The organism is Pseudonocardia sp. TRM90224 (assembly GCF_021245725.1).
Classification (GTDB): Bacteria; Actinomycetota; Actinomycetes; order Mycobacteriales; family Pseudonocardiaceae; genus Pseudonocardia.
The window spans coordinates 332,040-344,980 of sequence record NZ_JAJGSX010000001.1; the positions used below are offsets into that span (position 1 = coordinate 332,040).

10 protein-coding genes are annotated in these 12,941 nt (G+C 72.2%); all 10 read right to left on the reverse strand.

Translation table 11 applies throughout. From position 1 onward, the window contains the following. Positions 1 to 13: 13 nt before the first annotated feature. A complete protein-coding gene (locus tag LL648_RS01340) occupies positions 14 to 850 on the reverse strand; it encodes an ABC transporter permease (protein WP_232660498.1) in 837 nt (278 codons plus the stop codon). After that, complete coding sequence (locus LL648_RS01345) at positions 847 to 1,824, reverse strand: ATP-binding cassette domain-containing protein (RefSeq protein ID WP_232660499.1); 978 nt, start codon at positions 1,822 to 1,824, stop codon at positions 847 to 849. Before LL648_RS01345 ends, LL648_RS01340 begins: the two co-directional genes overlap by 4 nt. A 377-nt stretch (positions 1,825 to 2,201) precedes the next feature. Continuing rightward, the gene (locus LL648_RS01350) at positions 2,202 to 3,689 is read right to left on the reverse strand and encodes an ArnT family glycosyltransferase (RefSeq protein WP_232660500.1); all 1,488 of its coding nucleotides are present in this window, start codon (positions 3,687 to 3,689) and stop codon (positions 2,202 to 2,204) included. Between the two features lie 238 nt (positions 3,690 to 3,927). Next, positions 3,928 to 5,742, reverse strand: coding sequence for an ABC-F family ATP-binding cassette domain-containing protein (locus tag LL648_RS01355; protein WP_232660501.1), 1,815 nt, complete (start codon positions 5,740 to 5,742; stop codon positions 3,928 to 3,930). Further along, complete coding sequence (locus LL648_RS01360) at positions 5,742 to 6,713, reverse strand: 4-(cytidine 5'-diphospho)-2-C-methyl-D-erythritol kinase (protein WP_232660502.1); 972 nt, start codon at positions 6,711 to 6,713, stop codon at positions 5,742 to 5,744. Before LL648_RS01360 ends, LL648_RS01355 begins: the two co-directional genes overlap by 1 nt. A gap of 122 nt (positions 6,714 to 6,835) precedes the next feature. Further along, a complete protein-coding gene (locus LL648_RS01365; RefSeq protein WP_232660503.1) occupies positions 6,836 to 8,344 on the reverse strand; it encodes a DHA2 family efflux MFS transporter permease subunit in 1,509 nt (502 codons plus the stop codon). After that, entirely contained in the window at positions 8,320 to 8,892 is a 573-nt protein-coding gene (locus tag LL648_RS01370) for a PadR family transcriptional regulator (RefSeq protein ID WP_232660504.1), read from the reverse strand. Before LL648_RS01370 ends, LL648_RS01365 begins: the two co-directional genes overlap by 25 nt. Positions 8,893 to 9,090: 198 nt before the next feature. Next, positions 9,091 to 9,948 (reverse strand): 16S rRNA (adenine(1518)-N(6)/adenine(1519)-N(6))-dimethyltransferase RsmA, encoded by an 858-nt coding sequence (gene rsmA / locus LL648_RS01375; protein WP_232660505.1) that lies wholly within the window; start codon positions 9,946 to 9,948, stop codon positions 9,091 to 9,093. Positions 9,949 to 9,994: 46 nt separating this feature from the next. Continuing rightward, entirely contained in the window at positions 9,995 to 11,851 is a 1,857-nt protein-coding gene (locus tag LL648_RS44950) for a transglycosylase family protein (protein ID WP_308190223.1), read from the reverse strand. Positions 11,852 to 12,084: 233 nt separating this feature from the next. Then, complete coding sequence (locus LL648_RS01390) at positions 12,085 to 12,939, reverse strand: TatD family hydrolase (protein ID WP_232660506.1); 855 nt, start codon at positions 12,937 to 12,939, stop codon at positions 12,085 to 12,087. Positions 12,940 to 12,941 lie beyond the last annotated feature (2 nt).

A 12,941-nucleotide genomic window follows, 5' to 3' on the forward strand; every position in this document is an offset into this window, starting at 1 on the left:
AGTTGTCGACGGGTCAGGTGCGCCGGCGGTAGAGGGCGACCGCGAGCGGGGCGAAGATCACGACGATCACGGCGGCCGCGATGAGCGACGCGGTTGCGGGTGCGGCGACCGGCCCGCCGACCAGCAGGCCGCGCACGGCGTCGACCGTCTTGGAGACCGGGTTGATCTCCACGAACCCGCGCAGCCAGCCGGGCATCGTCGAGGCCGGGACGAAGACGTTGCTGCCGAACGTCAGCGGCATGATCGCCAGCATGCTGAGGCCCTGCACCGATCGTGGGGCCTTGACGACCATCGCGAGCGCGGTGAAGACCCAGCAGAGCGCGAACGCGAACACCATGACCAGCCCGAGCGCGGCGACCAGGCTCATCAGGTCGGTGCCGAGGCGGAAGCCGAGGATGGCGCCGAACACCAGCATGATCACGCCGGAGGTCAGGTAGCGGACGAGGTCGGCGCCGATCGCGCCGAGCAGCGGGGCCGCTCGGGAGATCGGCATGCTGCGGAAGCGGTCGAAGATGCCTGTGTCCAGGTCTTCCGCGAGCGCGACGCCGGTGCCGATGGACGCGAAGATGACGGTCTGCACCAGCACGCCGGGCAGCGCGAACTGCAGGTACGTGCTGGTGTCGCCGGAGATCGCGCCGCCGAACACGTAGACGAACAGCAGCAGGAAGATCACCGGCTGCAGCGTGACGTCGATCAACGCCTCCGGCGAGTTGATCGTCTTGATGACCCCGCGCCACGCGAGGGTAAGCGAGTGGCGGAGGGTGGACGGCCCCGCCCTGCCGGCACTCCTCGCCGTGGGTTGCGGCGGAACGGCCTGGCTGGGGCGGGTGGTAGTGGTGGAGGTGGTCATGCTGCGATCTCCTTCTCGGAGTCGGTGTCGGATTCGTCGGAGGCCGTGCGGCCGGTGAGGGTGAGGAAGACGTCGTCGAGGCTCGGCAGGCGCAGGCCCAGCTCGGCGACGGTGACGCCGAGCTCGTCGAGGCGGCTGGAGACGCGCACCAGCACACCCGGCTCGATGACGGGGACGAGCAGCTCGCCCGTCGCGTCGATCACGGGCACCTCCATCGGGACGTGCTCGGCGACGACGGAGGCGACGGTCGCCATGTCGCCGCGGTGCAGTGGCCGGATGTGCAGGCGCTGCCCGCCGACCTCGGCCTTCAGCGACGCCGGCGTGCCACCGGCGATCACCCGGCCGCGGTCGAGCACGACGAGGTCGTCGGCGAGCTGGTCGGCCTCCTCGAGGTACTGCGTGGTGAGCAGGACGGTGACGCCGTCGGCGGCGAGTGCGCGGACGCTGTCCCACACCTCGTTGCGGTGGCGCGGGTCCAGCCCGGTGGTCGGCTCGTCGAGGAACAGCACGTCGGGGCGTCCGATGAGGCTGGCCGCGAGGTCGAGCCTGCGGCGCATGCCGCCCGAGTAGGTGCGCACACGCCGCCGCGCCGCTTCCTGCAGCCCGAACTGTTCGATCAGCTCGGCCGCGCGCCGCTTGGCATCGGCGCGCGGGATGTCGAGCAGGCGGGCGATGAGCATGAGGTTGTCGGTGCCGGTGAGCGCCTCGTCGACGGCGGCGTACTGGCCGGTGAGGCCGATCCGCCTGCGCACGGCGGCCGCCTCGGTGACGACGTCGTGGCCGAACACCGAAGCCCGGCCGCCGTCGGGGCGCAGCAGGGTGGCGAGGACGCGAACGGTGGTGGTCTTGCCGGAGCCGTTGGGGCCGAGGAGGCCGAGCACGGCCCCGGGGCGGGCGGCGAGGTCGATCCCCGCCAGCGCTGTCGCGTCGCCGAACTTCTTGACCAGGCCTTCGACCTGGATGACTGGTTGCATACGAGCAGTGTCGGCGCGGGTGCTGACAGGCCGCGGCCAAAGCGCTGACAGCGGCGCTGACGGCGGTCCGACGGAGACGCCCTGGGGTTCCCGGGGAGGGCAGGAAAGCCACTTTCCTGCCCTGTGAGGGCCGGAAAGTGGCTTTGCTGCCCTCGCGTGGCGCCCGAACGGCCATGGCGGACTTTCCGGCACCCATCGCCGCGGTTTTGTGCGGAAACGCAGATCGGTCCGCCGCCCCGTCGGAAGCGGCGGACCGATCGGCCCCCGTGTGCAACTCCCCGCCGGGTCCCCCGACCCGGCCGCACTCCAGTAACGGTACGTGGTGGTGATCTCGGCCGGATCAGCCGAAAGTCGGATACCTGATCAGACCTTCGGCGTCAGAGGTGCCGTATCTCTGCCCAGATGTCCACCCAGGGTCGCGTGCGCCCTTCGAGCAGGAAGATCGGTCTGCCCTGGTTCATGTTGTTGATCCGCTGGTCGTTGTCGAGCACGCCGACCTGCTCGACCTGCGTGAACGCACCCGCCAGCCGTTTCGGGTCGCCGACGAACACCACCGCGCCGGAGTCCTCCGGCGGGGTGGCGAACCACGCCGCGCCGCGCGACGGGCTGTAGGAGGGCAGCTGGGGCGCGTACATCTGCATGGCGGCGACCGTCCAGTAGCTGGACGTGACCACGACGGCCCTCTCCCGCTCGCCGGGCGGCAGCGCGTCGTGCGCGGCGACGACGTCGGCGACGGTCTCGGGCCAGCCGACCTCGTCGAGCTGGAAGTTGCCGATGACGAGCGGTTGATCGGCGAAGTCGGAGACCGGGCGAATCGGCAGGATGTTCATCACCACGAGCAGGACCGCGGTGAGCGCGTAGACCGGCCACGTCGGCACCCAGCGCCACCACACCGCCGGGCGTCGACGCTGGATCCCGGCTGCCGATGCCGCCCAGAGCAGCGGGAACATCCCCGCGATGTAGTACGGGCGCCCGCCGGTGACCATGAACAGCACGGTTACGCCGACCGCCGTGATGCCCAGGTAGCGCAGCGCCGGGTCACGCAGGAGCAGCCCGACACCGTGCACGGCGAGGACCGTGCCGATCAGGAGCCCGCCGAGCAACAGCCCGAGCGGGAGGAAGCCGAGCATCCCGCCGGCGTAAACGCTCTCCGATGCGACGACCTGGCTGAACTCCACCTGCGGCCAACCGTTCTGCGCCTGCCACACGATCGTCGGCACGGCGGAGCCGACCGCGATGGCGCCGCCCACCCACAGCGCCGGACGTCCCAGCAGCGCACGAGGTCCGACGACCAGCAACACAACAAGCGCAACCGCCCAGAAGCCGACGACGAGCACCTTCGTCTGCAGCGCGACGGCGGTGATCACGCCCGCGGCGAGCAGCAGCCGGTCCGACCGGGTGCGCGACCAGCGCACCAGCACGAACGTGAGCGCAGCCCACCAGAGCGGATCGAACGTCGAGGTGGCGAGCCAGTGGCCGTTCGCGAGGAAGTTCGGCGCGACGGCGACGGCGCCCGCGGTGACCAGCTGCGCCCGCCGTCCGCCACCGAGCTCGCGGGCCGTCAGCGCCGCGATGACGATCAGCGCGACGATCGCGAGCGTCGCCGGGACCCGCAGCGCGACCACGGAACCCGGCGCGATCGTGTCCATGAGCAGCGCGATCAACGGCAGCAGCGGCGGCTGGTCGGCGTAACCCCAGGCCAGGTGGTGCCCGGCGGCGACGAAGTACAGCTCGTCACCGAAGTACCCGTAGTTGCCGCTCACGGCCGTCAGCGCGACGGCCACGACGGCCGCCACCACGAGCACCGGCGTGCGGGCGAACCCCGGCACCTCCCGGACTGCCTCGTGCCTCTCGGTCACCGTCATGCGTTCGACGCTAAGAGCGCGCGCCCGGTCGCGCGTCCATCGATCAGTGGACCGGGGATCAACCGAATCTCCCCATCGTTTTGGGTGGATGCGCGCCGCCAGAGCGCTCATCCACCCAAAACGATGGGGAAGTTGGGCGCCCCGGCGCGACGACCGGTAGAACGTCCCCACCGTTTTGCCAACTTGCACACCGTTTTGGGCGTGCAGGTTGGCAAAACGGTGGGGAAGTTTGCGCCCGTCAGGACTCGGCTAGCTCCGCGGCGGCCAGCCACTCCAGCTCGACGTTCTCGCGCTCGGCGACGACGGCCTTCAGCTCGGCGTCGAGGGCGAGCAGGCGGGCCGGGTCGGTTGCCGCTTCCGCGAGCTGGACGTGCAGCTTCTCCTCTTTCGACGCGAGCGTCTCCATCCGCCGCTCGAGTCGCGCCGCGTCCTTGCGGGCCGCGCGCTGCGCGGCCGAGTTCGTCACGGCCGGCGTCGCCACCGCGGGCGCAATGGGCGCCGCCGTCAGGCCGTTGACCTGCGCGCTCGCCCCGGCGCGCCGCCGCAGGTACTCCTCGATCCCGCCGGGCAGGTGGGTGATCTTGCCGTCGCCGAGCAGCGCGACGACGGTGTCGCACGCGCGCTCGACGAGGTAGCGGTCGTGGCTGACCACGATGAGCGTGCCCGCCCACCCGTCGAGCAGGTCCTCCAGCCGGGAGAGGGTGTCGACGTCGAGGTCGTTCGTCGGCTCGTCGAGGAGCAGGACGTTGGGCTCGGCCATGAGCAGCCGGGTGAGCTGCAGGCGGCGCCGCTCGCCACCGGAGAGATCGCCGACCGGCGTCCACTGCCGCGACGCCGGGAACCCGAGCCGTTCCAGCACCGACGACGCCGTGAGCTCCAGCTTCCCGAGCCGAACGAACTTCGCGACCTGCTCGGTCGCCTCCAGCACGCGCATGTCCTTCGGCAGGTCCACGAGCTCCTGGCTCAGCTCCGCGAGCTGCACCGTGGTGCCCCGGACGAGCCGCCCGGCGTCGAGCGTCCGCTCACCGGTGAGGGTGCGCAGCAGGGTCGTCTTGCCGGAGCCGTTGACCCCGACGATGCCGATGCGGTCGCCGGGCCCGATCCGCCAGGTCACGTCGTCGAGCAGGGTCCGGCCTGCGATCGTGACGGACGCGTCCTCAAGTTCCAGCACGGTCTTGCCGAGCCGGTTGGTGGCGAACCCGAGCAGCTCGACGGTGTTGCGCGGCGGCGGCACGTCGGCGATCAGCGCCTCGGCCGCCTCGATCCGGAACCGCGGCTTCGACGTGCGTGCGGGCGCGCCGCGGCGCAGCCAGGCGAGTTCCTTGCGGGCGAGGTTCTGCCGGCGCTGCTCGGCGGCGTCGGCCTGCCGGACGCGCTCGGCGCGCGCGTAGATCCAGTCGGCGTAGCCGCCGAGGTAGCTCTCGACGCGCCCGTTCGCGACCTCCCACGTGCGCGAGCAGACGGCGTCGAGGAACCAGCGGTCGTGCGTGACCACCACGACCCCGCACCGCCGCTCGAGCAGGTGCTCCGCGAGCCACCCGATGCCCTCGATGTCGAGGTGGTTGGTCGGCTCGTCGAGCACAACGAGGTCGGGGTCGCCGACGAGCGCGGCCGCGAGCGCGACCCGCCGCTTCTCGCCGCCGGACAGGCCGGTGACCGACCGGTCGAGATCGCCGATGCCGAGCCCGTCGAGCACGTCGCGGACCTTCGCGTCGGACGCCCACTCGTGCTCGGCCGCCCAGCCGTGGTCGTTGCTGTGCCATGCCGCGAGCACGACGTCGCGGACCTTCGCGCCGGCCGGCAGCTTGTCGCCTTGCGCGAGGTGGGCGAGGTTCAGCCCGCCGACCCTGCTGACGCGACCGCCGTCCGGTGCGCGCTCGCCGGTGATGATGTCGAGCAGGGTGGTCTTGCCGCCGCCGTTCAGCCCGACGACGCCGATCCGCTCACCGCGCTCGACGCCGAGCGAGACCGCGTCGAGCAGCACGCGCGACGCATCGCCAGGGACGTGCGCGGTGACGGATTCGAGGTTGACGAGGTTCTGGCTGGGAGGCATCAGGCACGCACCGGGGGCCACGAGGACGGCGGGCCGGGTGGAACGCCTGGTGGTTCGTTCTGGTCGACGACCCGCGCGCCGGGCACCGGGCCGTGCGCGACCCGGACGGTCCGGCAGACGCCGGCGCCGGCCAGCTGGGTGGCGACGTCGATCGCGGCATCGGCGGAGACGCACAGGAACGCGCAGGTCGGGCCGGAGCCGGAGACGAGTCCGGCGAGCGCGCCCGCATCGACACCGACCCGCAGCGTGCGGCGCAGGTCGGGCACCATGCTGACGGCCGCGGCCTGCAGGTCGTTGCCCAGCGAGAGCGCGAGCTGGCGGGGATCGCCGCCCGCGATCGCCTCCAGGACGGGCTCGACGGGCCGCGGGGTGGGTTCCGCGCCCGCCCGGAGCCGGTCGAGCTCGGAGAACACCTTCGGGGTGGAGAGCCCGCCGCGGTGCAGCGCGATCACCCAGTGCTGCGGGTGCCGCGAGAGCACGGGGACGATCTGCTCACCGCGGCCGGTGCCGACGGCCGTCCCGCCGTAGAGCGCGAACGTGACGTCGCTGCCGAGCTCGGCGGCGAGCACCGACAGCTCGTCACGGCCGAGGTCGAGTTTCCAGAGCGCGCTGATGCCCACGAGCGCGCCCGCGGCGTCGGCGCTGCCGCCGGCCATCCCGCCGGCGACCGGGATGCCCTTGCGGAGCACGAGCCGCACGTTCGGCTCGCGTTTCGCGTGTTCGGCCAGCAGCTGGACGGCGCGCCACGCGAGGTTCGTCTCGTCGGCGGGGACCTCGGAGACGCCCTCGCCGTGCACCGCGATCTCGGGCGCCTCACTCGCGGCGACCGACACCTCGTCGAAGAGGCTCACGGCGTGGAAGACGGTGACCAGGTCGTGGAACCCGTCCTCGCGCAGCGGGCCGACGGCCAGATGCAAGTTGATCTTGGCCGGGACCCGCACGGTGACCGGGGAAGGGACAGCTGCGAGCACGCGACAACCCTACGTGCGACCGGAAGGACCGGGCGACGCGACCGGAGACCACCCGAACTTCCCCACCGTTTTGGGTGGATGCGCGCCGAAATCGCGCGCATGTGCCCAAAACGGTGGGGAAGTTACGAGGCGGTGGTCGCGGCCGCTTCGGTGGGCGTCTTGCGCAGGTGGCCGGGGGTGGCGAAGGAGAGTGCCGCGACCAGCCCGATCGCGATCACGGCGGCCGGGAGGATCAGCGACTGCGCCATCGCCGTGCTGAACCCGTCGTGCAGCGCCGCCGGGAGGTGCGTGACGGCCGCTTCGGGGTTGGGCGCACCGCCCCCGCTCGGCAGGATCGCCGAGAGCCGCGACTGCATGAGCACCGCGATACCCGCGCTGCCGAGCACCGCACCGATCTGGCGTGCGGTGTTGTAGATGCCGGCGCCCGAGCCGGCGTCCTTCATCGGCAGGTTGCGGGTGGCGGTGGTGCTGATCGGCGACCACATGAACCCGTTGGCGACGCCGAGCAGCGCGAACGGCAGCAGCAAGAGCCAGATCGGCGTCGTCGGCGACATGATCGTGGCGAGCCACAGCAGCGCGACGACGAACGCGGCCAGCCCGATCCCGGCGATCCAGCGCGGGTGCAACCGGTCGGTCAGCCGCCCCACCCATGGCGAGAGACCCCCCGAGATCACCGCCATGGGCATCATCAGCAGCGCGGCGCCCGTCGGGCTCAGCCCGAGCACCCCCTGCGAGTAGAGCATCATCGGGAACGCCATCGACGTCACGCCGAAGCCGACGGTGGCGATCGCCAGGTTGGCCAGGCTGAAGTTGCGGTCCTTGAACAGCCGCAACGAGACGAGCGGCTCCGACCGGTTGCGGGCCTGCCAGACCAGGAAGATCGCGAAGACGACCAGGCCCACGACGATGAGCGACCACACCGTGATCGGGCCGGCGATCGTGCCCCACTGATAGGTCTGGCCTTCCTGGATGCCGAACACCAGCAGGAACAGCCCGACCCCGCTGAGCAACACCCCGAGCAGGTCGAAACGGTGCACGTGCGTCTCCAGGTCGGGGACGAGCCGGAACGCCAGCACGAACCCGATCACCCCGACCGGCACGTTGACAAAGAAGATCCACTCCCAGCCCAGCCCGTCGACGAGCAGGCCACCGAGGATCGGCCCGACGAGCGTGGCGACGCCCGCGACGGCGCCCCAGAGGCTCATCGCGCGCCCACGGCTGTCGGCCGGGAACGTCCTGGTGATCACGGCCATCGTCTGCGGGTTCATCAGCGACGCACCGAGACCCTGCACCACCCGCGCGGCGACGAGCCCGCCGATGGTGTCGGTCAGCCCGCACCACAGCGACGCCAGCGTGAAGACGACCAGCCCGACCAGGTAGACCTTCCGCGGCCCGAACCTGTCGCCGAGCCGGCCCGTCACCAGCAACGGGACGGCGTAGGCCAGCAGGTACGCGCTCGTGACCCAGACGACCGAGTCGACGTCGGCGCCGAGGTCGGCCATGATCGCCGGCGTCGCCACCGAGACGATGGTGGTGTCGACGAGGATCATGAAGAACCCGATCACCAGCGCCCACAGCGCGGGCCACGGGCTCGTCGCGGCGGCCTTCATGCCCTCTCCTCCAGCGGCCATTCCATCTCCTTGTTCTCGAGCCGGTCGGCCACCTTCCGCAGCCAGTCCAGCTCCGCATTGCGCATCTCGACGCCGTAGTGCGCGGCGATCAGGTACGGCTCCCGTTCCGACGGGTGGTTCGCGGCCATCAGCACGGCGATCCTGGCCAGCTCGCTCTCGATCGCGCTGATCCGCATGCGGAGCAGGTCGACGACCTCCAGTCGCGGCAGGTTGTGCGCCTCGCCCAGCGCGACCGGGAACCGTGGGAACTCATTGGTGGGGGTGGCCAGCACGTCGCGGATCCACTCGCGCAGCGTCGCGCGGCCCTCGGACGTGATCCGGTACGTCGTGCGTTCCGGCCGCCCGCCCTCGCGGTCGGACCCGACGGCCTCCACCTGCTCGGCGCCGGCCAGGCGGTCGACCGTGTGGTAGAGCGAGCCCGGCCGCACCTTGACGATCTCGTCCTCGTGCCTGGAAATCATCAGGCGGTACATCTCGTACGGATGCATCGCTCGCTCGCAGAGCAGCGCGAGCACGCTGACTGCGAGCGGGGTCAGGTTCACGGTCATCAACTCTCCCGTCCGGACTATTCCACTCGGAATAATACACACGGAGCAGTCCCCCGACCCCGGGCCCGTCACCTCGTCCGGGATGCGTGCGTTCCGCACGCGTGGGCAGGAAAGCCACTTTCCTGCCCTGTGAGGGCCGGAAAGTGGCTTTCCTGCCCTCCCCCGGCCACCGGGACGCCGGGCTCCGACCTCCGCGGATCAGGTTGCGCGGGCGGCGGCCAGCCGGGCGAAGTCCTCGATCGAGAGCCGTTCGGCGCGTTCGAGCGGTTCGATCCCCGCCGCGCGCAGCGCTTCCTCGGCCGCGGCCGGGCTGCCGGCCCAGTCGGCGAGCGCGGAGCGCAGCGCCTTGCGCCGCTGGGCGAACGCGGCGTCGATCAGCGTGAACACCGCTTCGCGATCGCCGGCCGGTGGCTCGCGGCGGTCGAAGGCGAGCAGTCCGGAGTCGACGTTCGGCACAGGCCAGAACACCGCGCGCGGCACGGGCCCGGCCCGCCTCGCCGCCGCGAACCACGCGAGCTTCGCGCTCGGCACTCCGTACGCCTTGCTGCCCGGATCGGCGGCCAGCCGCTCGGCCACCTCGGCCTGCACCATCACCAGCCCGCGACGCAGTTTCGGCAGCTCGACGAGCAGGTGCAGCACGACGGGCACCCCGACGTTGTAGGGGAGGTTCGCGACGATCGCGGTCGGCTCGGGGCCGGCGAGGTCGCCCGCGCGCACCCGCAGCGCGTCGGCAGCCGTCACGACGAGCCGGTCGGCCAGTTCGGGCGCCCGGTCCGCGACCGTGGTCGGCAGCTGCTCCGCCAGCACCGGGTCGATCTCCACGGCGTGCACGGCCGCGACCGCCGGCAGCAGCGCGAGCGTCAGGGACCCGAGGCCGGGGCCGACCTCGAGCACCACATCGTCGGGCTGCAGCTCGGCGGCGCGCACGATGCGGCGCACCGTGTTGGGGTCGTGCACGAAGTTCTGCCCGAGGCGCTTCGTCGGCCGGATCCCCAGCTCCGCGGCGAGCGCGCGCACTTCAGCGGGCCCGAGCAGCCGCGACCGTTCGTCCGTCACCTCTCCAGCCTGCCCGGAACGGCCAAGCAGTTACTCATGGGGGCACTCATTGGGGCAGGCCGAGCTTGCGCGAGCACGCCGGCCATGCGCCGTAGCCGCCGCGGGCGTCGCGCATCTTGCTGGCGACGGCGATCTGCTCCTCGCGGGACGCCTGGTGCGGCAGCGGCGCGTAGTCGGTGCCGCCGTAGGCGCTCCACGTGCCGGCGTCGAACTGGAGGCCCCCGTAGTAGCCGTTGCCGGAGTTGACTGCCCAGTTGCCGGTCGCCTCGCAGTTCGCGAGCTGGTCCCAGATGCTGCCGTCCTCGACCGCCGGCGCCTTCAGCTCGTCGTTCGTGCCGAGCTTGACGATGCGCGGCTCCGGCGGGGTCAGGCTGCCCGCCCGCACCTGCTCGCGGCGCACCTCCTGCCCGTTCTGGACGTAGATCCGGATGACGGCGGTCCGCTCGCCGGGCTTGCCGCGCTCGGCGACGACCTTCTTGCCGCGTGGCAGCGTGTTGTCTTCGATCACCTGTTCCGGAGGGGGGATCGGCTGCACCTCGATGACCTCGCCGACGCCGTTGCGGACGACCTGGACGGTGCTGCCCTCGACGAGCGGGGTGTCGCCGCTCGGCACGGCGACGTCGTCGACACCGAGCTCGATGCCCTGCTCCTGGAGCAGCCCGCTGACGGTGCCGGCGATGGTCGTGACCGGCGCGGGTGCAGCGGTGCCGTCGCTGAAATCGACGGTGCGCGGCACGGCCAGCTGGACGCTGAGCCCGCCGAGCGGGATCTCGGTGTCGGGCGGCTCCGAGATCTGCGTCGGCTCGGCCTTGATCCCGAGACCCTCGAGCGCCTCGCCGATCGTGGCGCCGGTGCTCCAGACCTCGCGCGTCGACGGTCCTTCGAGCAGCGTGAGCCGGCGGGCCCGGTTGAAGATGATGTGGTCGCCCTCGTCGATCTCGGTGGGCAGCGCGGGTTCGACGCGGTCGCGCGGCGTCGGCCGCATCCCTGCCGAGGCCAGCGCCGACGCGACGTCGGTGGCGAACGTGTGCAGCTTGATGTCCTTGCCGTCGACCGTCAGCAGCACGGTCTTGTCGAACACGACCGCGCTGGCGCTCCCGCCGAGCAGTGCGAGCACCACCACCATCACGAGCAGCCGCAGCGGGCTCTTCTTGGCCGCGGCCTGCTCCAGCGCGACCCGCCGGGCGGCCCGCGTCCGGGGTGCCGCGGCGGAGGACGCGGGCTGCTCGCCGACCGTGTCGGGCGTCGGGGCCTCGGCCGGCGGCTCGACGGGGGCCGCGGGTGCCGGCCGGGGCCGGGGCGTCGGCCTCGGTGCAGGTGGTGCGGGTGGTGCAGGTGGCGCGATCGGCGCGACGACGGCGATCGGCGCCGTCTCATCTGCCGTGTACGCCGGCGCGATGGGGATGGCCTCGTTGAGCGGCATGTGCGGCTGGACGGGCAGCGGCTGCGTGATCGGCTCCGCGGCGGGCACCCCGGTCGGGACCCCAGCCGGGACGGCGATCGCCCCGGTGACCGGCTCGGCGTCGATCACCGGGAGCGGCCCGGTGTCGAAGTCCCGCCGGTCCCGCTGCGGAGGATCTTGCGGCTCCTCGGGGAGGACGACCCGCGGGATCGGCCCGGTCGGCAGCTCGTGCTCGGGCACGACGACGGGGAACCGGCCGGTAGCGGGATCGGCTGCGGCGTCGACGACGTCCCCGAACAGGGCGGGGGTCGTGGCGATCGGCCGGGCGCTGAACGAGATCGCCCACTGCTCGGTGAGCGCGTCTATCTCAGCGCCGGCCTTGTCAGGGCTGACGAGCTCGGGGCTGGCGGCCGGCCCCGGGAAGTCGGCCGGGTCGTCCGTGGTGCCGAACCGACGACTGTCGGCATGACGTCGTCGTGCTCGCGCAGAGACGTCGACCACGGGTATCCAGTCCTCGGCGGGTCCGGGCAGGGGAGGCGCCGGTCACGGTGGCCGGGGGGCTGCGACTTCAGGGAACGCCCTCGGCCACCGTGACCGCGGTGCTGGGGAGCGTCCCCACCCCGGCTGTGCGATCACGGAACCGTAACGGGCTGTGATCGCAGTAGCCGACCTGCGACACGGTGGCAGCGCCCAATGGCCCCGCCTCGACGGCGAACGCGCAGTTCAGGAGCCGATCATGGGGTGGCTTCGACGGGCGGCAGCTCGCCGAGCCGGAACACCCGCTCGGCGTTGTTGCCCGCGCTCGCCGCGATGCGGTCCTCCTCAACACCGCGGAGGGCGGCTATACCGCGCACGGTCCACGGCAAGCAGTACGGCTCGTTGGCCCGCCCGCGGTGCGGGTGCGGGGTCAGGAAGGGTGCGTCGGTCTCGACGAGCAGCTGCTCCAGCGGCACCAGCGCGGCGGCTTCGCGCAGGTCGTGGGAGTTCTTGAACGTCACGGGCCCGGCGAACGACAGCACGTAGCCGGCCTCCGCGCATTCCTTCGCCATCGCGGCGTCGCCGGAGAAGCAGTGGAACACCACCGTCTCCGGGGCGCCCTCCTCGCGCAGGATCCGCAGCACGTCGTCGTGCGCGTCCCGGTCGTGGATCATGAGCGGCTTGCCGAGCCGCTTGGCGAGCGCGATGTGGCGGCGGAACCACTCCTGCTGGGCGGCGGGCGGCGAGTAGTCCCAGTAGTAGTCGAGCCCCGTCTCCCCCACCGCGACCACCCGCGGATCGGCGGCCAGCCGCTCGACCTCGGCGAACTCGTCCTCGGTGACGGCGGCGGTGCGGGTCGGGTGCAGCGCGACGGCGGCGGCGACCCGCTCGTCCCAGTGCGCCGCCCGCACCACCCACCGGGCCGAGGCGAGGTCGTCGGCAACCGTGATCGCGCGGGTGACGCCGACCGCGGCCGCCCGGTCCATGACAGCGCGGACGTCGGCGGCGTCGACGCACCCGCACGCGTCGAGGTGCGTGTGGGCGTCGACGGTCGCCGCGCCGAGCGGCTCCGGCGGTTCGGGGCGCTCCTTGCGCCCGTACGGACCGGGCACCA

What these genes read in the sequence shown, in the direction of transcription:
- LL648_RS01345 (WP_232660499.1), bottom strand. Translation starts at nt 1,824, where the DNA reads ATGCAACCAGTCATCCAGGTCGAAGGCCTGGTCAAGAAGTTCGGCGAC.
- LL648_RS01370 (WP_232660504.1), bottom strand. Translation starts at nt 8,892, where the DNA reads ATGACCGTGAACCTGACCCCGCTCGCAGTCAGCGTGCTCGCGCTGCTC.
- LL648_RS01355 (WP_232660501.1), bottom strand. Translation starts at nt 5,742, where the DNA reads ATGCCTCCCAGCCAGAACCTCGTCAACCTCGAATCCGTCACCGCGCAC.
- LL648_RS01365 (WP_232660503.1), bottom strand. Translation starts at nt 8,344, where the DNA reads ATGGCCGCTGGAGGAGAGGGCATGAAGGCCGCCGCGACGAGCCCGTGG.
- LL648_RS01340 (WP_232660498.1), bottom strand. Translation starts at nt 850, where the DNA reads ATGACCACCTCCACCACTACCACCCGCCCCAGCCAGGCCGTTCCGCCG.
- LL648_RS01350 (WP_232660500.1), bottom strand. Translation starts at nt 3,689, where the DNA reads ATGACGGTGACCGAGAGGCACGAGGCAGTCCGGGAGGTGCCGGGGTTC.